The sequence below is a fragment of the Streptomyces graminilatus genome (assembly GCF_001418565.1).
GTDB classification, from domain to species: Bacteria; Actinomycetota; Actinomycetes; order Streptomycetales; family Streptomycetaceae; genus Streptomyces; species Streptomyces graminilatus.
The window spans coordinates 15,848-36,309 of the sequence record NZ_LIQQ01000038.1; the positions used below are offsets into that span (position 1 = coordinate 15,848).

Sequence of the window (20,462 nt, forward strand, 5' to 3'; positions counted from 1 at the left end):
TCCGGACCGCCCAGGCCTGCCTCACCCATCAGATCCTCGTTCTGGCCGACCGCGCGTACCAGGGCGCCGGCACCACCGTCCGCACCCCCTACTACGGCCACCGTGAACTCCCGGAGCACTATCAGCGCTACAACCGCGACCATGCCCGTCTCCGCGCTCCGGGCGAACGCGCCTTCGCCCGCCTCAAGTCCTGGAGAGTGCTGCGAGGAGCACGCCGCTCAACAACCGCATCAGACGCCTGGTCGCCGCCGTGCACACCCTCTTGACCTGCCAATACTCAGGATGAAAGAGGTTCACTCACCCGATGCCGAGCATCGGAATGGCGAGACTGATAGCAGTGAGCAGCGGCACTCCTACTTCTCCTGCTGTGGCTGCGACTCGGCGAAGTCTGTCCAGAGTGCTCGGGCCCGGTCGGCGCTGCCTGATTTCTTCCAGCGATTCGTCGATCTCTTGGCGCTCTGCAGGCGACACGTGATCCCGCAGAGTCAGTGCGGTGCGGATGAGATGCCGGATTTCCGAACCGGACTGGATATTATTCACGACTTTGCCGGTGGCATTGTCTCCCGTAATCTTAATATTGTCGCCGATGTGTACTTTGTCGCTCATTTCATCACCCTGATCGCCGTGCCGTTCGGGCCGTTGATGCTGATGTTGTCACCGAGGTGAAACTTCTCGATGGTGATTTGGAAGTCCGCCAGGGGGTTATTGATCGCTGATGTGATTTCCAGAGAGATCTTGCGCAGCTGTGCGAGATTCCTGGATGCAATCGCGACGCCAGATAGTCCGGCGCTTACTATGACAAGGATTCTCACGGTAGACCTGACGTACAGGCGCCGGGCGACCTGACAGATCCCGATGGGCAACAGAATCGCTGCGACGGCCGTGCAGATTGTTGTTGGGAGATCCACGGTGTACGCGTGTTCCCTCACAAATTCTGGCGGGCCCCCCATCACGGCAGACGATCGCGTATTTCTTGTCATGGTGAAGAATATCAAGCCGGCTACAGCAGACAGGCCAGCTGCTAGCACTTGAGGAAACTTGAATTCAGGCTCAACTATCTGAGTGCTTGAAATGTTATGCATCGGGAAAGAGCTGTCGCCGACCGACAGGATTCTCTGGCTAATTTTGATGTTGACGCTGCGGCTCAACTTCCCCCACGCCCCCATGCACCCTGAAATTTTTAACAACGAGACGTGGCTGAATGTTTGCAGAAATCGAAGGCGTCGACAATCCCCGCGTTGAGATTTCCTGGGGCGCATGAGCGCACGATTGGACGTCTGTGCGCGCCCCCGAGTGGCTTCCCTGACGGCAGGGATTCGGCGTAGTTGCGTGACGCCTGGTTCGTGGCGGACCGTCAGCCCAGCGGCTGTGTTCTCGGAACGTGACAGGCACGACTTCCAAGATCATGAAGTTCTCTACGCCCCGTGATCCAAGTGGAAGACCGTGCCGGCCGACGCAATATCTCTGATCCCGCCCGCCTTTGACCAACTGCGCGAGAATCCGCAGGTCGACCTGAGGAGGCCCCGGGTCTGCTGGAACGGCTGGCCGAGGTGCCAAACCCGCGTGACCCACGCGGGGTGCGCCACCGCCTGGCCGTCGTGCTCGCTCTCACCGCGTGAGCGGTGCCGGCCGGTGCAACCTCGCTGCTGGCGGTCGGCGAATGGATCGTTGGACGAGCTGCTTCGTTTCGACTCGCCCGTCAGCACGGCCACCTTCCGGTACACCACGGAAGCCGTCACGCTCGGCGGCACCGATATCCCGGCCGGTGTCCCTGTGGTGGTCGCTCTTGGAGCGGCCAACCGCGATCCGGAGCGGTTCCCGTCACCGGACCAGCTCAACCTGCATGGGGATGCTGCCGGCCATCTCGGCTTCGGCCACGGTATCCACCGCTGTGTCGGCGCCCCCCCTGGCCAAGGCCGAAGCCGACATCGCCCTGCGCGCGGTCCTGGCCCGCTTCCCTCAGTTCCGGCTTGCCGTCCCACCTGATCAACTGCAGTGGCGGCGCACCCGCCTGGTGCGCGGACTGACCGCGCTTCCACTCCTTGTCCAGCGTCCCGGCGCACTCTAAGCAGCAGGACGCCGCCGCGACCTGGAAGAAGACGTTCGGACACCACCCGCCGATGGGGTTCGTCGACCACGGCCGTGGCGGGTCCGGAGAGGCGGTCGTGGACCTGCTGCGGCCCGGCAACGCGGGCTCCAACACCGTCGCGGACCACATCGAGGCCACCAAGCCGGCCCTGGCCCGGTTGCCGTGTGGCCGAGCACCAGCAGGTCGGATACACGGTGAGGCGACAGTGGTGCGTCACGCCGTCAGACGTGCTTTCTCGCCGAGCGCGGTCAGCCCTCGTCAGCCCTCGTCGGCCCGGTCGCCGTTCGCCTGCCCGCGGAGTAGGTCGATGACCGCCAGGACCGTTCTCGTGCCGGTCTCCGAGGTCCAGGTCTGCGGATCCTCCAGGACGGACAGCCAGTAGCCGCGAAGGAGGAGGTGCAGTACGTCCGCGGACAGCTCGGCGTCCGGCAGGCCGGCCTCGACGGCGGAGTCGTGTATCTCCTTGCGGTGTTTGCGCGACATCGCACGGAGATCCCGTTCGACGGCTGTTTCCTCGCCGTCGGCCGAGGCCTCGCCGACGACCTCCATCAACAGGCGCCGGAGGACCACGTCGTCCCGCTCGGTCGTGCACATCCACTGGGCGAACGACCTGAGCCTCTCCGGTCCGGCGAGCCCGTCGAGCGCCTCGGTCTGATCGCGTTCCCACTCCTCCTCGGCGCAGCGGATGGCGTTGAGCATCAGGGCCGAGCGGCTGGAGATGTAGTTGGTGACCATGGTCGTCGAGCCGCCGAGCCGGGCGGCGACCGCTCGGATGGTGACAGAGCGGACGCCTGATTCCCTGGCCACCTGCAGTGTCGCCGCCGCGATCTCGTTTCGGCGCCGCACCTCGTCGACCTCTATCGGCATGCCTCAGTCCTTACGTCAAGGGTTGACCCCATTGTCACGAGCTGCAATGTTGTCACACAACAGCGTTGTACAACACTGTTGTCCATCTGTTTCCGCGCTCTTCGAAAGGCCGGCATGCCTCCCTTCACCTATCAGCGGATCATCGCCGGCCCCGTTCCCGCGCAGGCCCGGCAGTACATGGTCCGCATGCGCGACGGGGTACGGCTGGCAACCGACGTCTATCTGCCGGAGCCGCCGCCGGAGGTCCCCGGCGGCGACCCGGCGGCGCCGACGTATCCGACCGTGCTGGTCCGGCTGCCGTACGACAAGAACAGCCGCTACGTGTTCTTCGACCGGATCGCCGCCCGCTTCACCGCCCGGGGTTACGCGATGGTGGTGCAGGACGTGCGTGGCAAGTTCCGCTCCGGCGGCCGGACTCTGCCGTTCCTGTCGGAGGCCGACGACGGCTACGACTCCATCGAGTGGACCACCCACCAGCCCTGGTCCAACGGGCGTGTGGGCATGTTCGGGGACTCGTACTACGGCTTCACACAGTGGGCCGCCGTGTCGTCGCAGCACCCGGCCCTGCGTGCCATCGTGCCGCGTCTGACGTGCGCGAACTTCAACGACCTTCTGCAACACGACCCGCGGGGTGCGGCCCAGACCGGCCGGCCGGTCTGGGTGGAGGGAGCGGAGTACTACGCCCACCACTGGGTGGAGAACGACACGTACGAGTTCGAGGTCGACCGCTCCGTACGCCCGATGATCGAACAGTACGAGCAGGCGTTCCGTGCCCTCGGTACCCGCTCCGAGTGGTTCGACGTGATCGCCCCGAACTACGCGAACCTCCTTCCCGCCGCCCTCGGACGGCACCCGTACGACGCCAGGCCCGTGCCCGTGCTGCACTGCGTGGGGTGGTTCGACAACGTCCGTGTCCCCCACATGCGGGACTACGAGGCACTGGCCTCACGACCCGGCTGGGACGCGGTGCAGTACCTCTGGGCGGCTTCGATCGACCACGAGAACTACACCCTTGACGGCGCACCGGTCACCGCCCCGGAGAACGACCACGCCCTCGACGACACAGCTCTCGACCGCATGCTGAACGACTACACCGGTCCCGCTCTCGATTTCTTCGACGTGTTCCTCAAGGAGACCCGTCCCGTGTCCTCGCTGCGGAAAGTCAGCTGGGAGCTCGGGCACGCCGGCCGTCGTACGTCGGACGTGTGGCCCCCTGCCGACAGCACCGTGCGGACCCTGTGGCTCGGCGACCCCGCCCGGTCGGCGGATCCCCTGCCGGGTGCGCCGCTGACCCACGTGTCCCCGCCCGAGGAGGGATCCGTGGAGTGGGCGTACGACCCGGACGCCCTGGTAGCCTCCGCCGTAAACAACAGCTTCGCGTATCTGCAGGCCTACCCGGACCTCGCGGAGACCGCCGCCCGCAGCGATGTCCTCGCCTTCACCGGACCGGTGCTGTCCGAGCCACTGGACCTCGCGGGCCCGGTCGGTCTGGACCTGTACGTCACCAGCAGCGCCCCGGTCTTCGACGTGTTCGCGCAGCTCCTCGACCTGAGCCCGGACGGGCAGGCCCGTCTGGTCGTCCGGGGCGAGGTCGAGGTCGTCCGGGAAACGGCCCCGGAGCAGATCCACGTCGAACTCGGCCACACCGGTTACCGGCTGCGCGCCGGACACCGGCTCGCACTGATCATCACCAGCAGTGACTACCCGCTCTTCCTGCCCGCCTCGGGCACGGAGGAGAACCGCTGGACCACCGCCACCCCCAAATCCAGCACCCAGACCCTCGGCACCGGAGGCGCCCGGCCGTCCCGCCTGACGGTCACGGTGCTCCCGTCAGCGACCAGCGGCTGACCACCGGCTGACCACCGGCCGGCCGTCCCGCCGACCACACGAAGTTCCTCTGCCGCCCGCACGGCAGTGAAAGGCCCCCCATAACGCCCCTGTAACTTCCACCCAGGAACAGTCACATGCGAGCTTCCAGAATCACCGCGCCCGGTGCCGCCCTGTGTATCGGTCTGCTCACCGTCTCCGCCTGCTCCTCCGGCGCCACCGGGTCGGCCGGCGGTGCGTCCGGCGCCTTCAAGCTCACCACCAGGACGCCTGCCGCCACCGGGTCCCTCGACGAGGTGACCTGGAACCTGCCCCTGGGTGAACCGACCACGCTCGACCCCGCCAAGGTAGGCGACTACTCCCCGAACACGGTGGAGGCCAACCTGTGCGATCCCCTGCTGCGTCTGCGGCCGGACTACTCCATCGCACCGGGCCTCGCCTCGTCCTGGAAGAAGCCGGACGACCAGACGCTCGTGCTGGAGCTGCGTGAAGACGTGAAGTTCTGGAACGGCGACCCGATGACAGCCAAGGACGTCGTCGCCAGCCTGACCCGGCAGAGCGCTCCGGCCACCCAGGCCGTCAACGCCTCCGTACTGGCAAGCGTGAAGTCCGTGACCGCGACCGGCGACCACCAGGTGACCATACGCTTCAAGCAGCCCGACGAACTGTTCCTGAAGTCCCTGGTCAATGGATTCGGAGGGGTCAGCGAAGCCTCGTACATGAAGAAGGCCGGTGCCTCCTACGGCACGGCCAAGGGCGGACTCATGTGCAGCGGGCCGTTCAAGCTCGAAAACTGGAAGTCGGGTGACTCCATCACCGCGGTCCGCAACGACCAGTACTGGGACGCCTCGCTCAGGCCGAAGGTCAAAAAGCTGACGTTCAAGTTCGTCACCGACTCCAACACGCTGACCAGCGCCCTGCTGTCGGGCCAGATCGACGGCAGTTACGAGATCCCCTCCAGCGTCGCCAGGGCCCTGCGCTCCTCCGGCGCCGGAAAGCTCTACTACGGTCCATCGGCGCAGACGAACTTCATCGCCCCCACCACTCCCTCCTCCCCGCTCGCCGACAGCCGCGTCGCCAAGGCACTCTCCCTGGTCCTGGACCAGGACGCGCTGATCAAGAACGTCTACGACGGCGCGGCCGGGAAACTGAAGACCGTGATCCCGCCGCTGGTGTGGAAGAACGGCGAGGCCGCCGCCGTCTACGCCCAGGGTTACGGGCGGCTCCCCGCCACCCCTGGGACGGACGAGGCCAAGGCCAAGCAGCTCATCGCGCAGGCCGCGCCGAAGAAGCGCTCCGTCATCGTGGCCATGCCGGCGGGTGACCAGCAGTCCCTGCAGATCCTGACCTTCCTCCAGGCCGCGGCCAAGACCATCGGGCTGGACGTGGTCATCAAGCAGCTCCAGCCGACCCAGATGTCGGACGTGTTCTACGACGCCGGCCTCCGCAAGGGCCTGGACGGCGTCATAGGTCTCGGGTACGTCGAGGTACCGGACCCGCTGTCGTACGTCCCGCTGTTCACCGCGCCGGACGGGCTCTTCAACTGGACCGGCTACAAGAACGCCGAGGTCACGTCCCTGCTGACCCGGGCACAGGCGGCGACGGACCCCGAAAAGTCGGCCGCCCTGTTCAATCAGGCTCAGGAGCTGTACACGAAGGACCTGGCCATCGTGCCCATCGCGGCGCCCTACGAGCGCATGTTCATGAACAAGCGGCTCAGCGGCGCGCCCTCGTCCTTCGCCTACATCAACATGCCGTGGGCGGCCTACCTCGGCGGCACCGGAGGAGCCTCGTGATCTGGCGCTTCATCGCCCGCCGCACGGCGATGCTGGTGGTGACCGTACTGGTGGCCAGCATCGTCATCTACGGTGCGCTGTTCATCGCGCCCGGCGATCCGGCCACCCTGCTGGTCGGGGGCGGCAAGCCGCCCAGCCCCCGGGTGATCGAGGAGATCCACCGTCAGTACCACCTCGACGATCCGTTCGTGCAGAGCTACTGGCGCTGGCTGACCGGCATGCTGCACGGCGATGCCGGCCAGTCCCTGTCCTACCGGGACAGCGTCACCCACCTGATCACCGACCGGATGGGCAACACCCTCTTCCTCGTCGCCTACGCCGCGCTGCTCATCATCCTGCCAGGTGTCGCCCTGGGCACCCTGGCCGCATTGCGCGGCGGCCTCGGCGAGAACCTCATCACCGTCGTGACTACCACGCTGATGGCAGTGCCCACGTTCGTGATCTCGGTGCTCCTCATCTGGTGGCTGTCCGTACGGTGGGGGTGGTTCCCGGCGTACGGCTCCGGCGTCGGGTTCGCCGGACGGATCGAGCATCTGACCCTCCCCGCCCTGGCCCTCGCCGCGTCCTGGCTCGCCTACGTGGCCCAGGTGACCCAGGCGGCGGTCCGTGCCGAACTGGCCTCGGAACACGTCGAGACGGCTCGCTCCCGGGGCATCCCGGAACGGTTCGTGCTTCGCAAGCACGTCCTGCGCAACGCCGCCGGCCCGATCTTCTCGGTGTCCGGTGTGGCCGTCGCGGGCCTGATCGCGGGGGCCTCGATCGTCGAGCAGGCCTTCGGCGTCAACGGCATCGGTGCCCTGCTGATCCAGAGCGCCGCCAAACAGGATCTCGCCGTGGTCCAGACCCTGGCTCTGATCACGGTCGTCGTCTTCGTCGCCGTCAACACCCTCGTGGACGTGGTCACCGCGGCCCTCGACCACCGGGTCTCGCTGGAGGCCGGCGCATGAGCAGCTACCAGATCGCATCCCTGGGCCGTGGGCTGATACGTAGCAGCAGGCTCCGTTCCTTCGTACGAGGCCATGGCGTACTGGCCGCCGCCGGCGCGGTCGTCGCGGTCGTGGTCCTGGCCTCGGTGTGCGCCCCGCTGATCGCGCCCTACGACCCGAACGCCGTCGACGTGATGGCCGTCTCCCAGGGCAGGTCGGCCGCGCACTGGCTGGGTACCGACGACACAGGCCGGGACATACTCTCGCGGCTGCTGTACGGAGCGCGCCTCAGCCTGCTGGCCCCGGCCGCCGTCGTCCTGATCGCCGGAGTGCTCAGTTCGGCCCTCGCGGTGAGTGCCGCCTGGCTCGGCGGCTGGTGGGACCGGACGGTCTCCGCTCTGCTGGACGTCGTCTTCGGGTTCCCCGGACTGGTCCTCGCGGTGGTCGCCGCCGCCGTCTTCGGCGCGGGTCTCACGGTGGCCGTGGTCGCCCTGTCGGTCGCCTATCTCCCGTACATCGGCCGTGTCGTACGCAATGCCGCCCTGCGCGAGTGCCAGCTGCCGTACGTCTCGGCTCTGCGGATGCTCGGCATGTCCGGGTGGCGGATCTGTCTGCGCCACGTCGTCCCCAATCTGCTGCCGATCGCCCTCGTCCAGGTGACCATGTCCTTCGGCTACGCCCTGCTCGACGTCGCCGCGTTCTCCTTCATCGGTCTCGGCACCCAGCCCCCGACCGCCGAGTGGGGACTGATGGTCGCCAACGGCACCTCCGGCATCCTGGCCGGCCGGCCCGAGCAGTCCCTCTACGCCGGCGTGGCGATCGTCGTCTTCGTCATCGCCTGCAACCTCATCGGCAACGGCCTGTCCACGCGACTCCAGGGAGAGACCCGATGAACCGGCCTCAGCCCCTCCTGGCCATCGACGAACTCCACGTCACCCTGCCCTTCAAGGGGCAACCCCGTACCGTCATCCAGCGCGTCGACCTCACTGTCCCCGCCGGCTCGGCCGTAGGGCTGGTCGGCGAGTCGGGGTCCGGCAAGTCGATGACCGCCCGGGCGGTGCTGCGGCTCCTGCCGGGCGGCGCCCGCACGGGCGGGAAGATCCTCTTCGACGGGGCGGACGTCACCACGATGAGCCCGGCCGCCCTCCGCAAGCTGCGCATCCATGACGTGGCCATGATCTTCCAGGACCCGAGGGCGCACATCAACCCGGTGCGTACCATCGGCGACTTCCTGACCGAGGCACTGGTCACGACACGGGGCGTACGCCCCCGGGCCGCCGAGGCGACCGTGACCGCGCTGCTGCGTGAGGTCGGCATCGCCGACGCCGCCCGTCGACTGCGCCAGCGTCCCTCCGAACTCTCGGGCGGCCTTCTGCAACGCGTCATGATCGCCGCCGCTCTCGCCGCCGAACCGCGTCTGCTGCTCGCCGACGAACCCACCACCGCCCTGGACGTCACGACACAGGCCGAGGTGATGGCGATCATCGACGAGGCACGCGCCGAGCGGGGACTGGCCATGCTGTTCATCACCCACGATTTGGCCCTGGCCGCCGCCGTGTGCGACCGCATCGCCGTGATGTACGCCGGCAGTGTGGTGGAGGAACTGCCCGCCGACCGGCTGCACGACGGCGCCCGTCACCCCTACACGCGTGCCCTGCTCGCCTCCCGCCCAGCCCCGGGCTCCGGCGGGTCCCTGCGGGCCATCCCGGGGCGCCCGCTGCCGGCGTACGAAACCGGCCCCGGATGTGCCTTCGGGACCCGCTGCTCACAGGCGCAGGAGGTCTGCGGCGCCGAACGGCCCCTGCCGCGCTCGGGCGGCGGAGGCACGACAGCCTGCCACTTCCCCGTCGACCCCCTCGTTCCGCAGGCCACGACCGGCGCGGGAGACAGGAGCACCACCCATGGCTGACTCGCTGCCGCCGCCGGCTCTCGAAGTCACCGGCCTGCGCAAGACGTTCGGCGACTTCACCGCCGTGGACGATGTCGCGCTGACGATCGCCCCCGGAGGGTCGCTCGCCGTGGTCGGGGAGTCGGGTTCCGGCAAGACGACGACCGCGCGCATGATCGCCGGCCTGGAGAAACCCACCGCCGGAACGATCAGACTGAACGGCCGCGGTCGCCCCGGCGTGAACGCCCGCACCTCCGAGCGCAGGGAATTCGCCCGCGAGGTGCAGATGGTCTTCCAGGACCCCTACGCCTCCCTCGACCGGCACCAGAAGATCGGCGACTGCATCGCCGAGGTCCTCACCCTCCACACCGACCTGCGCGGCCCCGCTCGCGCCGCGCGGACGGCCGAACTCCTCGAACAGGTCGGCCTGGACGAACGCCACGCCGCGTCACTCCCCCGCGCGCTCTCCGGCGGACAACGCCAGCGCGTCGCCATCGCCCGCGCACTGGCCGTCCAGCCCCGGCTCCTCGTCCTCGACGAGGCCGTCGCCGCCCTGGACGTCTCCGTCCAGGCCCAGATCCTCACCCTCCTCCAGCACATCCGCGAACAGACCAGCGTGGCCTACCTGTTCATCACCCACGACCTGGGCATCGTGCGGCACATCTGCGACGAGATCGCCGTCATGCGCCACGGACGCGTCGTCGAGAGCGGCGCCGCCGACACCGTACTCACCGACCCGCAGCACCCCTACACCCGCAAACTGCTCGACTCCGTACCCGTCCCGGGCTGGAAACCGAGCCGCGTCCTCGCCACCGCCGACACGGTCCCGTCCGTTCCGGGAACGGAAGCCTCGAAGGGGGATGCGGGCAACCGGCCGTGAAGCAGGAGTGAGGTGACCGGTCCCGGCAGGCGTCGATTGCCTGTCGGCCGCGTTCGCGCGCCCGTGGCCTGCGCCTACAGTGGGTGCGTGTCCTCAGGAAACGCCGTCGTGTCGCGCAATGTGCGCCTACTCAGAGAGCAGCGGGGTCTGTCCCTGGCCGAACTGGCCCGGCAGGCGGGGCTGGCCAAGCAGACGCTGTCCAATCTGGAGCAGGGGACGGGTAATCCCACGGTCGACACCTTGTTCTCCATCGCCGCCGCGCTCGGTGTGCCGGTCACCAGGCTGGTGGCGGAGCGGGAACAGATGATGACCGTGCAGCGGGGCGACGAGGGCGTCTGGCAGGAGCACGGGGGCTACAAGTCCCGTTCCCTGGACCACATCTACGGTTCCGGTGTCATCGAGAACTACCTGCTCCGGGTCGTCCGTGGGCCGGAGGGCACGACAACACCGTCCGAACCGCATCCGGTGGGCACGCTGGAACACCTGTACGTGATCAACGGCCGGGTGCGGGTGGGCCCGGTGGAGTCCCCGGTGGAGCTGGCGGCCGGGGATTTCGTGCGCTACCCGGGCGACCGTCCCCATCTCTACGAGTCGCTGGTGGACGAGAGCCTGCTGCACGTGGTGGTGAGCGTGCCGCGGGTCCAGCCGGGTACGGGTGGCTCGAACCCCACCCGCACGCAGGGCAACGGCCGCCGCTGAGCGGTGTTTCGGGCTCAGGAGCGGGTCGCGGCGACCGCGGCTCGACGGGCCCGGGCCGCGGCGACCGTACGGGAGGCCTCGTGGGCCACTCGGCGCAGGGCCGGGGCGAAGCGGGCGGGGTCGAAACGGGGCTCCGCGCCCGCGACGGAGAGTGCGGCCACGGGGCGGCCGGCGGGCCCCATGATCGGCACGGCCACACAGGTGAGGCCGAGAGTCGCCTCCTGGCGGTCGTAGGCGATGCCGTCCTGGCGGATGTCCCGCAGGGCCGCCCGGAAGCGGTCGGGTCCGGAAAGCGTGTACTCGGTGCGTGGTGTCAGCCCTTCCGCCACGGCCGCCTCCGCCGCGTCGTGGTCGAAGGCCAGCAGTACCTTGCCCACCCCGGTGCAGTACGCGGGCAGCCGGGCGCCGATCTGGGACGGGGAGCGTGCCGCGCGATGGCCGTGGAGCTTGTTGACGTACACGATGTCGGTGCCGTGCAGCACCGCGAGGTGCACGGTCTCGTGCGTCAGCTCGTACAGGTCCACGAGGTGCGGCATGAGTGAGTCCCGCAGCAGCACGGGGGCCGAGCCGTACGCGCGCGTGCCGATGTCCAGCATCTGGGTGCCCAGTCGGTAGTCGCTGCCGACGCGTTCGACCAGGTCATTGCGCTGGAGGATGCCGAGCAGGCGGAAGGCGGTCGACTTGGTCAGCCGGGTTCGACGCGCCAACTCGCTGACGCCGGCCTCGCCGTCGAGTTCCGCGAGCGACTTCAGCAGGACCAGGGCCTTGTCGACCGCGGTCTGCTGTTCGAGAGATGTAGACACTGTGGGCACTGCCATGACGGGCTCCGGTGGTGGCTCGGGCGGCCATTTTGATGGACGCCTGTCCAATGTAAATGACTGTCGCGAGCGTGTAAACGCATCGGGACCACACCAGGGCCTGCGACGCCGCTCACACCGCCGACACGAAAAAGGGCGGGGAGACGACCGGCTCGTCTCCCCGCCCCGCTGTCAGGAACTGACCCCGCGACTGCTCCTACCCGTTCACCAGGTCCAGCGCAATGTCCACGATCATGTCCTCCTGGCCGCCGACCAGCCCTCGCTTGCCGACCTCCAGCAGGATGCCCCGCACATCGACGCCGTACTGCCGGGACGCCGCCTCGGCGTGCCGCAGGAAGCTGGAGTAGACGCCTGCGTAGCCGAGCGTGAGGGTCTCGCGGTCGACCTGGACCGGGCGGTCCTGAAGGGGCCGTACGAGATCGTCCGCCGCGTCCTGGAGGGCGAACAGGTCGCAGCCGTGCTTCCAGCCCTGGAGGTCGGCCACCGCGACGAACGGTTCGATCGGGCAGTTGCCCGCGCCTGCCCCGTGCCCCGCCAGTGAAGCGTCGACCCTGGTCACACCCTCCTCCACGGCGACGACGGAGTTCGCCACGGCGAGGGAGAGGTTCTGGTGGGCGTGGATGCCGATCTGGGTCTCGGGATCGAGTACGTCCCGGTAGGCGCGGACGCGTTCACGGACGCCGTCCATGGTGAGCCGGCCGCCGGAGTCGGTGACGTACACGCAGTGGGCGCCGTACGACTCCATCAACTTGGCCTGTTCGGCGAGTTTTTCGGCCGGGGCCATGTGGCTGAGCATCAGGAAGCCCGAGACGTCCATGCCCAGTTCGCGCGCGGTGCCGATGTGCTGTGCGGCGACATCGGCCTCGGTGCAGTGCGTGGCGATGCGGATGGACCGGACGCCGAGGGAGTAGGCGTGCTTCAGTTCGGCGATGGTGCCGATGCCGGGCAGCAACAGTGTGGTGAGTGTGGCTCGTTGGAGGACCGAGGCCGCCGCTTCGATCCATTCCCAGTCGGTGTGGCTGCCGGGGCCGTAGTTCAGCGAGCCGCCCGCCAGGCCGTCGCCGTGTGCCACCTCGATGGCGTCCACGCCGGCCGCGTCCAGTGCAGCGACGATCCGGGTCACGTCGGCGGGCTCGATACGGTGCCGGACGGCGTGCATACCGTCCCGCAGGGTGACGTCCTGGATGTACAGGTTCTTCGGGCCATTCACGTTCTTCAGGTCCTTGGTCATGCCCGTGCCCCCTCGCGTGCGTGCTGGGCGATGCGTTCGGCGGTGCGCAGGGCGGCCGAGGTCATGATGTCGAGGTTTCCGGCGTAGGCCGGGAGGTAGTGGGCGGCGCCCTCGACCTCCAGGAACACCGAGACCTTGGTGGTGACTCGCGGCGCGTCGACGGGCAGCAGGGTGTGCACCGGCTCGTCCGGTGATACGGCGGTGAACTGGACGTCCTGCTTGAGCCGGTAGCCGGGGACGTACTTGGCGACCTCCGCCACCATGTCCGTGACCGACGCGCGGATCGCGTCCTGGTCGGCGTCGCCGGTCAGGCAGAACACCGTGTCCCGCATGATGAGCGGGGGTTCGGCCGGGTTGAGCACGATGATCGCCTTGCCGCGCGCGGCGCCGCCCACCTGCTCGATGGCCGACGAGGTGGTCTCCGTGAACTCGTCGATGTTCGCCCGGGTGCCGGGGCCCGCCGACCTGGAGGCGATCGAGGCCACGATCTCCGCGTACGGAACGGGAGTCACGCGCCCCACGGCGTGCACGATCGGGATCGTCGCCTGGCCGCCGCAGGTCACCATGTTGACGTTGTCCGCGTCCAGGTGGGCGTCCAGGTTCACCGACGGTACGACGAACGGGCCGATAGCCGCCGGGGTCAGGTCGATGAGGATCTTGCCGTAGGGCTTCAGCCGCTCGGCGTTGGCGGCGTGCGCCTTGGCCGAGGTGGCGTCGAAGACGATGTCGATGTCCTGGAAGCCGTCCAGGGCGATCAGGCCCTCCACTCCCTCGTGCGTCACCGGGACACCGAGGCGGCGGGCGCGGGCCAGGCCGTCGGAGTCCGGGTCGATGCCGACCATCGCGGCCATCTCCAGTGTCTCCGAGAGCCGGATGACCTTGATCATCAGATCGGAGCCGATGTTGCCGGAGCCGATCACGGCCACCTTGGTCTTCTTGGCGTCGGTCATGACGGGTCCTTCTCGCTGAACGTGGCGGTCACCGTGCCGAGGCCGGAGATCTCCGCGCGGACGGTGACGCCTGCGGTGACGGCGACCATGGGGCCGAGCGCCCCGGACAGGACGACCTGGCCGGCCCGCAGGGGGTCTCCGTAGGCGCGGGCCGTACGGGCCAGCCACAACAGGGCGTTGAGGGGGTCTCCGAGGCAGGCGGCGCCGTCGCCCTCGGAGACGAGGGTGTCGTCGACGTACATCCGCATGGCCGCCTCGCGCGGCTCGAACGCGGTGAGCGGCAGACGCGCCTCGCCCAGGACGTACAGGCCGCTGGAGGCGTTGTCGGCGACCGTGTCGGTGATGCGGATGTCCCAGTGGGCGACGCGGCTGTCGACGATCTCCAGTGCGGGTGTCGCGTAGGCGACGGCCGCGCGGACGTCGGCGGGCTGGATGTCGTCGCCGTCCAGGTCCGCCGCCAGGACGAAGGCGATCTCCGCCTCGGCCTTCGGCTGGAGCAGCCGTGAGGTGGGCACCTCGGCATCTCCCGAGACGTCCATGTCGGCGAACAGGACCCCGAAGTCGGGCTGGTCCACGCCGAGTTGCCGCTGGACGGCCGGGGAGGTGAGGCCGATCTTGCGGCCGCTCACGACGGCGCCTTCGGCCAGCCGGAGCCGGTTGAGGCGCTGCTGCACCTGGTAGGCGCTGTCGATGTCGAGCGTGCCCAGTACGTCGCGGACGGGGGCACACGGTTCCCCCTTGGCCCCCGCCACCAGCAGCCGGTTCGTCGCGGCCTCGATCGCTTCCTCGCGTCCCGTCATGGGTTCACCTGTCTCCGTATCGCGGCCGTCGGCGGCCTTCGGTTCGTCTCTCTGCGCGCTGCGGCTGTCCGTCATCGGTCCGCCCCCTGTCGCGCCGTCGCCACCGCGAACCCGGCGATCCACTCCGGGATCGGCGTGTAGAAGCGGGACGTCATCCGGTAGTCGCCGGTCGCGGCGAGGGACGCGAACGCGGCGATCCAGCTGCGTACCTCGTGGGCCGAGCCGCCGCCCTCCGCGCCCATCCACTCCACGGACCAGGAGTCGACGTCCGTGAGACGGCCGCTCTCCAGGGTGTCGAGCACGTGGTTGTCCCAGTCCGGATTGATCGGGATCATCGCGGTCGAGCCCGCCGCGTAGTCCCGGCCGGCCTGTACGACCCGCTCCTCGCCCCGGGCCCGCTGCTCGGGCGTGGGCGGGTGTCCCTCGATGAGCGCGTCGGCCACGCGGGGCGGCGCGCCGTCGAGGACCGGCACCGGCGGGTCGTGGGAGAGCCCGCCGGAGCCGAGGAAGAGCACGCGCCGGTCGAGCGAGGCCGCTGCCTCGCCGATCGCGGTACCCAGCGCGCGGATGCGGCTGACCGGGCCGAGCGGAGTGGCGACGCCGTTGACGAAGACCGGTACGACCGGCACCTTGTCGATGCCGCCGAACAGGACCTCCAGCGGCTGTACGAAGCCGTGGTCGACGGTCATCCGCGCCGACACGGTCAGGTCCACGCCCCGCTCCAGCACACAGCGGGCGAGCGCGCGGGCGGCGTCGGTGTCGACCGACAGAGGCCCGGCGGCGGAACCGAAGTCGCCGACCGCGTTCGCGCCGGTGGCCAGGCAGAAGGGCGGCATCTCCTTGTAGAAGAAGCCGTTGTAGTGGTCGGGGGCGTACAGGACGACCAACTCGGGGTCGAAGTCCCGTACGAAGGAGCGCGCTCCCTCGACCGCCTCCTCGACGGCGGCGAGGACCTCGGGCGCGGGATCGTTCTTCCCGATCAGCGGGGAGTGGGACAGACCCACGGCGGCTGCGGTCACGACGGTTCTCCCTGGGGGTGGATGACGAGCTTGCCGGTCAGCCGCCCGTCGATCATGAGCTGGAAGCCCTGGTGGATCTCGGCCAGGGGCAGGGTGCGGTCGATGACCGGGCGCAGGCCGGTGGCGTCCATCAGCTTCAGCAGGGAGACCAGCTCACCGCGGGTGCAGCCGGTCGAGCCGAGGATGCGCTGCTGGAGGTAGAAGACGCGGCCCAGGTCGGCGGGCGGGTTGGTGCCGCTGGTGGCGCCGGCGATGACGATCGTGCCGCCGGGCCGCAGCGACTTCAGCGAGTGCGACCAGGTGGCCTCGCCGACCGTCTCGACCACGACGTCCACCCGCTCGGGCAGCCGCTCACCGGTCGCCACGGCCTTGCGTACGCCCCAGGACTCGGCCTCCCGCCGCTTGTCCTCGCTGCGGCTGGTGGCGTACACCACGGCGCCGGCGGCCACGGCCAGGTTGATCGCCGCCGAGGCGACCCCGCCGCCCGCGCCCTGCACCAGGACCCGGTCGCCGGCCCGAAGGCCTGCCTGGGTGAACAGCATCCGGTACGCGGTACCCCAGGCGACCGGCAGACAGGCGGCCTCGTCGAAGGTGAGCCAGTCCGGCTTCGGGATCAGGTTGCGGGTGGGGACGGACAGATACTCGGCGAAGGCCCCGTTGTGCCGCTCGGACAGCAGCGCGCGGTTCGGGTCGAGGGTCTCGTCGCCGAGGCCGGCGTCCGGGTCGGCGAGCACGGGGTGGACAAGGACCGGGGTGCCGTTCTCGTCGTATCCCGCCGCGTCGCAGCCGAGGACGATCGGCAGCCGCTCGGGAGGATGGCCCACCCCGCGCAGGGTCCACAGGTCGTGCATGTTGAGCGACGACGCGACCACACGGACCGTGGACCATCCGGGGCGCGGCTCGGGCTTGGGGATGTCCTCCAGGACGAGCCCCGACAGCGGGGCGGTCGCGCTCTGGGAGGTGGCGATTGCGGCAAGCATGCGCCCACGCTCTCCCGGGTGGACGAAGTCCGACAGCGCGTGTGCCACTCTGCGGCACAGGACGTGGCACACCTTCCGCCGCTGCTGTTGCCTGTGCGCATGACCTCGACGAACGAACCCCAGGGCGCCGCCACGGCGGCACCGCGCGGCGCGCTCAGGCGCCCGGCGGACCTGGCACGGAACCTCGACGTCTCCGGGCTCGTGGACACCGAGGGCGGGCTGCTGGATCGCGTCATCTTCACCGACCAGGAGCTGTACCGGCAGGAGCTGCGCCGTGTCTTCGCGCCGAGCTGGCTGTTCCTCGCGCACACCGACCAGTTCCACAAGCCCGGCGACTTCTTCACCACGTACATGGGCGAGGACCCCGTCATCGTCACCCTCGACCGTGACAGGCGAATCCGCGCCTACCTCAACTCCTGCCGCCACCGGGGCGCCCGCCTCTGCCGTGCCGACTTCGGGCAGACCCGCAACTTCACGTGCACCTACCACGGTTGGTCCTTCAACCTGGACGGCTCGCTGGTCAGCGTCCCCAACAAGGACGGCTACCCGGACGACTTCGAGGAGGGCAAGTGGGGCCTCGTCGAGGTCCCGCACGTGGAGACCTACCGCGGCCTCGTCTTCGGCACCTGGAATCCGCAGCCGGTCCCGCTGCGCGAGTCGCTCGGTGACATGGCCTGGTACATGGACGCCATGCTCGACCACGACGACGAGGGCACTGTCGTCGTCGGTGGGGTCCACAAGTGGGTCCTGGAGGGCAACTGGAAGCTGGCGGCGGAGCAGTTCGCCACCGACTGGTACCACGTCAACATGAGCCACGCCTCCGCGCTCATGCTCCTCGCGCCGGCCGGCAAGAAGCCCCGGGACGAGGTCGTGCACCGCACCGGCCGCCAGTACTCCGACGCCAACGGCAACGGCGCCGGCTTCCCGGTCCACCCCAGGAACCGCTTCGACGCCCGGACCGTGCACGAGTGGACGGACTACGACGCCCTGCGCGAACGCCTCGGCGAGGCCCGCGTGGAAGGCCCGCTCACCAACGGGCACGCCACTGTCTTCCCGAACTTCTCCTACCTCCCCGTCAACGGCTCCGTCCGCGTCTGGCACCCCAAGGGCCCGGACAAGATGGAGGTCTGGGCCTGGACCGTCGTCGACAAGTCGATGCCAGAGGAGGTCCGCGAGGCCCAACGCCTTTACAACCTGCGGACGTTCGGGCCCAGCGGGATCTTCGAGCAGGACGACGGCGAGAACTGGAGCGAGGTGCAGGCCATCTCGCAGGGCTTCATCACCAACGGAGTCCCCCTCAACTACCAGATGGGGCTGGGCTCGGAGCGCGAGGACGGCCGCCACCCCGGCAGGACCAGCGAGTTGTACAGCGACGCGGCCGGACGCGCCTTCTACGGGCGCTGGCGCGAGCTGATGAACACCCCCGCATGGCACGAGGAGAGCAAGGCATGAGCAGCACCGGCATTCGCGTCGCCGCCCTGGACGACATCCCCGAGGGCGAGGGCATCGCCATCGACAAGGCGATCACCGGCACCGCCGACAACATCGCCCTGCTGCGCGACACCGACGACAGCGTCTACGCGCTCGACGACACCTGCACCCACGAGACGGCCTCGCTCGCCGACGGCTGGGTGGAGGACGGGTTCGTCGAGTGCCCGCTGCACTCCAGCAAGTTCTGCCTGAAGAGCGGCGAGGTCCAGGGCCTGCCCGCGACGAGGAACGCCTGCCCGCACCGCGTCGAGGTGCGCGACGGCGAGGTCTGGCTCTTCCCGGGAGAAGCGCCGTGAGCGTCGGGCGCGTGGTGATCGTGGGCGGCGGCATCGCCGGGGTCGGCACGGCGGCGGCTCTGCGGACCGGCGGTTTCGACGGCGAGGTCACCCTCGTCGACGCCGGTGAGTTCCCCTACGACCGGCCACCGCTGTCGAAGGACTTCCTGACCGGCACCAGGGACCTCAAGGAGATCGCCCTCCAGCCCCCGCAGTGGTACGACGACCAGCGCGTCCGCCTGGTCAACCGGACCGCCGTGACCGCGCTGCGGCCCCGGGACGGAGCCGTCGAACTCGCCGACGGCCGCCTGCTGCCCGCCGACCGTGTCGTCCTCGCGACCGGCGGCGCCGCGGCCCGCCCGCCGATCCCCGGCGCCGACAGCGACCGCGTGCACGTCCTGCGCACTGCCGACGACGCCGACCGGCTGCGCCTCGCGCTCAGCCCAGGCGCCCACATCCTCGTCGTCGGCGCCGGCCTGATCGGCGCCGAGGTCGCGTCCACCGCCGTACGCCTCGGCTGCCAGGTCGACCTGGTCGACCCCGTGGCCGTCCCCTTGGCCCCGGTCCTCGGCCCGGACCTGGCGGCCTGGCTGCACGGACTGCACGCCAAGAACCACGTCACCACCCTGCACGCCTCCGTGGAGTCCTTCACAGAGCGCAGTAATGGCATCGAGGCGCGGCTCACCTCGTCGACCGGCCCGCGGTTGTACGACGCCGTCGTCCTCGGCGTCGGGATGGTGCCCTGCGTCGACCTCGCCCGGACGGCCGGTCTCGATGTGGACCGGGGAATCCTGGTCGACGCCGGGCAAATGACGTCCAACCCGGCCGTACTGGCCGTCGGCGATCCGGCCCGCGTCCGCGACGAGCACCGCGCCGAGCACTGGGAGGCCGCCCAGCAGGACGGCGCCCGCGCCGCCGCCACCCTCCTCGGTGCCGCACCGCCGGAGCCTTCGGCGTCCTGGTTCTGGACCGACCGGCACGCACGGCACATCGAGGCGGTCGGACACATGGACACGGCTTCCGACACAGTCCTGCGGGGTTCCTTCGACGGACCGTCCTGCGCGGTCTTCGGCCTGCGCGACGGGTTGGTGGTCGCGGCTGCGTCCGTCGACGACCCGGCCGCCGTACGCGCGGCACGCCGCCTGATCGACCGCCGTATCCCGGCCGACGCGGCCCGGCTGGCCGACCCGTCCGTCAAACCGCGCGACCTGCTGCGCGGCTGACGCACCCGCCGCGCACCACCGGGCCCGGACCGCACAGCCCATACCCGCCCACACCCGCCCAGACCTGCCCGCCGAACCGGAGAAGGGACGAGAGGACACCGTGAGCACACCCACCGACCGGCTCCGGTCACGCGCGGGAGAACGCGCCGACCGGGACACGCACTTCGAGGTCGAGCAGTTCTACTACGAGGAGGCCGCCCTCCTCGACGAGGGCCGCTACGCCGACTGGCTCGACCTGCTCGCCGACGACCTCGACTACTGGATGCCCACCCGCACCAACCGGCTGCGCCGCCAACAGGCCCTGTCGGTGGCCGCGCGCGGCGAGGCCGCCTTCTACGACGAGACCAAGGAGAGCCTCGCCTGGCGCATCCGCCGCTTCGACTCCGGAATGGCCTGGGCCGAGGACCCGCCCTCCAGGACCCGGCACCTGATCACCAACGTCATGGTCAGGCATGTGGACCCGGCCGACCACGAGGGGTTCACGGAGAACGACCTGTGCGTCGGCTCGGCGTTCCTGGTCTACCGCAACCGCCTCGAACGCGAGGAGAACGTCTTCGCCGGCGGGCGCACCGACATCCTGCGCAAGGCCGCCGACGGACGGCTCCAGATCGCCCGCCGGACCATCCTCCTCGACCAGAACATCCTCCAGGCCAAGAACATCTCGACCTTCTTCTGACGCCTCAGACCACCCAGCCCCCTCTGA

Annotated in this window: 20 protein-coding genes and 3 pseudogenes; 14 read left to right on the plus strand and 9 right to left on the minus strand. The window is 69.4% G+C overall.

The features are described from left to right. Positions 1-11 precede the first annotated feature (11 nt). Positions 12-286, plus strand: a pseudogene (locus AOK08_RS42715) (transposase family protein); the annotation flags it as partial. A gap of 11 nt (positions 287-297) precedes the next feature. Here AOK08_RS42715 and AOK08_RS45520 read toward each other — a convergent pair. Both AOK08_RS45520 and AOK08_RS45525 read right to left on the minus strand, forming a co-directional pair. Continuing rightward, positions 298-606 (minus strand): hypothetical protein, encoded by a 309-nt coding sequence (locus tag AOK08_RS45520; protein WP_157876566.1) that lies wholly within the window; start codon positions 604-606, stop codon positions 298-300. Further along, entirely contained in the window at positions 603-1,148 is a 546-nt protein-coding gene (locus AOK08_RS45525) for a DUF6232 family protein (protein WP_157876567.1), read from the minus strand. Before AOK08_RS45525 ends, AOK08_RS45520 begins: the two co-directional genes overlap by 4 nt. 517 nt (positions 1,149-1,665) lie before the next feature. Here AOK08_RS45525 and AOK08_RS42725 point away from each other — a divergent pair. Next, positions 1,666-2,068: pseudogene (locus tag AOK08_RS42725) on the plus strand (cytochrome P450); the annotation flags it as partial. Continuing rightward, positions 2,052-2,252, plus strand: a pseudogene (locus AOK08_RS42730) (IS1380 family transposase); the annotation flags it as partial. The pseudogenes AOK08_RS42725 and AOK08_RS42730, both read left to right, overlap by 17 nt. A 95-nt stretch (positions 2,253-2,347) precedes the next feature. On the opposite strand, the gene AOK08_RS04675 reads toward AOK08_RS42730, so the two are convergent. Further along, the gene (locus AOK08_RS04675; protein WP_055523902.1) at positions 2,348-2,956 is read right to left on the minus strand and encodes a TetR/AcrR family transcriptional regulator; all 609 of its coding nucleotides are present in this window, start codon (positions 2,954-2,956) and stop codon (positions 2,348-2,350) included. Between the two features lie 114 nt (positions 2,957-3,070). Here AOK08_RS04675 and AOK08_RS04680 point away from each other — a divergent pair, with 114 nt between their 5' ends. The 7 genes from AOK08_RS04680 (at position 3,071) to AOK08_RS04710 (ending at position 10,972) form a co-directional block, all read left to right on the plus strand. Beyond that, entirely contained in the window at positions 3,071-4,804 is a 1,734-nt protein-coding gene (locus AOK08_RS04680; protein WP_241826825.1) for a CocE/NonD family hydrolase, read from the plus strand. A 116-nt stretch (positions 4,805-4,920) separates the two neighbouring features. Beyond that, the gene (locus AOK08_RS04685; RefSeq protein WP_055523904.1) at positions 4,921-6,579 is read left to right on the plus strand and encodes an ABC transporter substrate-binding protein; all 1,659 of its coding nucleotides are present in this window, start codon (positions 4,921-4,923) and stop codon (positions 6,577-6,579) included. Next, on the plus strand, positions 6,576-7,526 hold the full coding sequence (locus AOK08_RS04690; RefSeq protein ID WP_079053820.1) for an ABC transporter permease: 951 nt from the start codon (positions 6,576-6,578) through the stop codon (positions 7,524-7,526). Before AOK08_RS04685 ends, AOK08_RS04690 begins: the two co-directional genes overlap by 4 nt. Continuing rightward, positions 7,523-8,398, plus strand: a complete 876-nt coding sequence (locus AOK08_RS04695) for an ABC transporter permease (protein ID WP_055523905.1) — start codon at positions 7,523-7,525, stop codon at positions 8,396-8,398. The genes AOK08_RS04690 and AOK08_RS04695 overlap by 4 nt, the downstream gene beginning before the upstream one ends. Beyond that, positions 8,395-9,414, plus strand: a complete 1,020-nt coding sequence (locus AOK08_RS04700; RefSeq protein WP_055523907.1) for an ABC transporter ATP-binding protein — start codon at positions 8,395-8,397, stop codon at positions 9,412-9,414. Before AOK08_RS04695 ends, AOK08_RS04700 begins: the two co-directional genes overlap by 4 nt. Then, positions 9,407-10,273, plus strand: a complete 867-nt coding sequence (locus tag AOK08_RS04705; protein WP_055523909.1) for an ABC transporter ATP-binding protein — start codon at positions 9,407-9,409, stop codon at positions 10,271-10,273. Before AOK08_RS04700 ends, AOK08_RS04705 begins: the two co-directional genes overlap by 8 nt. Positions 10,274-10,360: 87 nt before the next feature. Then, complete coding sequence (locus AOK08_RS04710) at positions 10,361-10,972, plus strand: helix-turn-helix domain-containing protein (RefSeq protein WP_055523969.1); 612 nt, start codon at positions 10,361-10,363, stop codon at positions 10,970-10,972. A 14-nt stretch (positions 10,973-10,986) separates the two neighbouring features. Here the strand turns inward: AOK08_RS04710 and AOK08_RS04715 are convergent, their stop codons facing one another. The 6 genes from AOK08_RS04715 to AOK08_RS04740 all read right to left on the minus strand — a co-directional run bounded on the left by AOK08_RS04715 (position 10,987) and on the right by AOK08_RS04740 (position 16,770). Further along, positions 10,987-11,790 (minus strand): IclR family transcriptional regulator, encoded by an 804-nt coding sequence (locus AOK08_RS04715; RefSeq protein ID WP_055523910.1) that lies wholly within the window; start codon positions 11,788-11,790, stop codon positions 10,987-10,989. 196 nt (positions 11,791-11,986) lie between these two features. After that, positions 11,987-13,021 carry a 4-hydroxy-2-oxovalerate aldolase gene (gene dmpG, locus AOK08_RS04720; RefSeq protein ID WP_055523911.1) on the minus strand — a complete coding sequence of 345 codons (1,035 nt, stop codon included), beginning with the start codon at positions 13,019-13,021 and terminating at the stop codon, positions 11,987-11,989. Then, on the minus strand, positions 13,018-13,971 hold the full coding sequence (locus tag AOK08_RS04725; RefSeq protein WP_055523912.1) for an acetaldehyde dehydrogenase (acetylating): 954 nt from the start codon (positions 13,969-13,971) through the stop codon (positions 13,018-13,020). The genes dmpG and AOK08_RS04725 overlap by 4 nt, the downstream gene beginning before the upstream one ends. After that, positions 13,968-14,771 (minus strand): 2-keto-4-pentenoate hydratase, encoded by an 804-nt coding sequence (locus AOK08_RS04730; RefSeq protein ID WP_055523970.1) that lies wholly within the window; start codon positions 14,769-14,771, stop codon positions 13,968-13,970. Before AOK08_RS04730 ends, AOK08_RS04725 begins: the two co-directional genes overlap by 4 nt. Positions 14,772-14,842: 71 nt before the next feature. Further along, on the minus strand, positions 14,843-15,790 hold the full coding sequence (locus AOK08_RS04735) for a 3-carboxyethylcatechol 2,3-dioxygenase (RefSeq protein WP_055523914.1): 948 nt from the start codon (positions 15,788-15,790) through the stop codon (positions 14,843-14,845). After that, positions 15,787-16,770, minus strand: a complete 984-nt coding sequence (locus AOK08_RS04740) for a zinc-binding dehydrogenase (protein ID WP_055523916.1) — start codon at positions 16,768-16,770, stop codon at positions 15,787-15,789. Before AOK08_RS04740 ends, AOK08_RS04735 begins: the two co-directional genes overlap by 4 nt. A gap of 99 nt (positions 16,771-16,869) precedes the next feature. Here AOK08_RS04740 and AOK08_RS04745 point away from each other — a divergent pair, with 99 nt between their 5' ends. The 4 genes from AOK08_RS04745 (at position 16,870) to AOK08_RS04760 (ending at position 20,435) form a co-directional block, all read left to right on the plus strand. Beyond that, positions 16,870-18,222, plus strand: coding sequence for an aromatic ring-hydroxylating dioxygenase subunit alpha (locus AOK08_RS04745; RefSeq protein WP_079053831.1), 1,353 nt, complete (start codon positions 16,870-16,872; stop codon positions 18,220-18,222). Further along, positions 18,219-18,557: a non-heme iron oxygenase ferredoxin subunit gene (locus tag AOK08_RS04750; RefSeq protein WP_055523917.1), complete on the plus strand. Its 339-nt coding sequence runs from the start codon at positions 18,219-18,221 to the stop codon at positions 18,555-18,557. Before AOK08_RS04745 ends, AOK08_RS04750 begins: the two co-directional genes overlap by 4 nt. After that, positions 18,554-19,759, plus strand: coding sequence for an NAD(P)/FAD-dependent oxidoreductase (locus AOK08_RS04755; RefSeq protein WP_055523921.1), 1,206 nt, complete (start codon positions 18,554-18,556; stop codon positions 19,757-19,759). The genes AOK08_RS04750 and AOK08_RS04755 overlap by 4 nt, the downstream gene beginning before the upstream one ends. A 100-nt stretch (positions 19,760-19,859) precedes the next feature. Continuing rightward, the gene (locus tag AOK08_RS04760) at positions 19,860-20,435 is read left to right on the plus strand and encodes a 3-phenylpropionate/cinnamic acid dioxygenase subunit beta (protein WP_055523923.1); all 576 of its coding nucleotides are present in this window, start codon (positions 19,860-19,862) and stop codon (positions 20,433-20,435) included. The last annotated feature ends 27 nt before the right edge of the window (positions 20,436-20,462 follow it).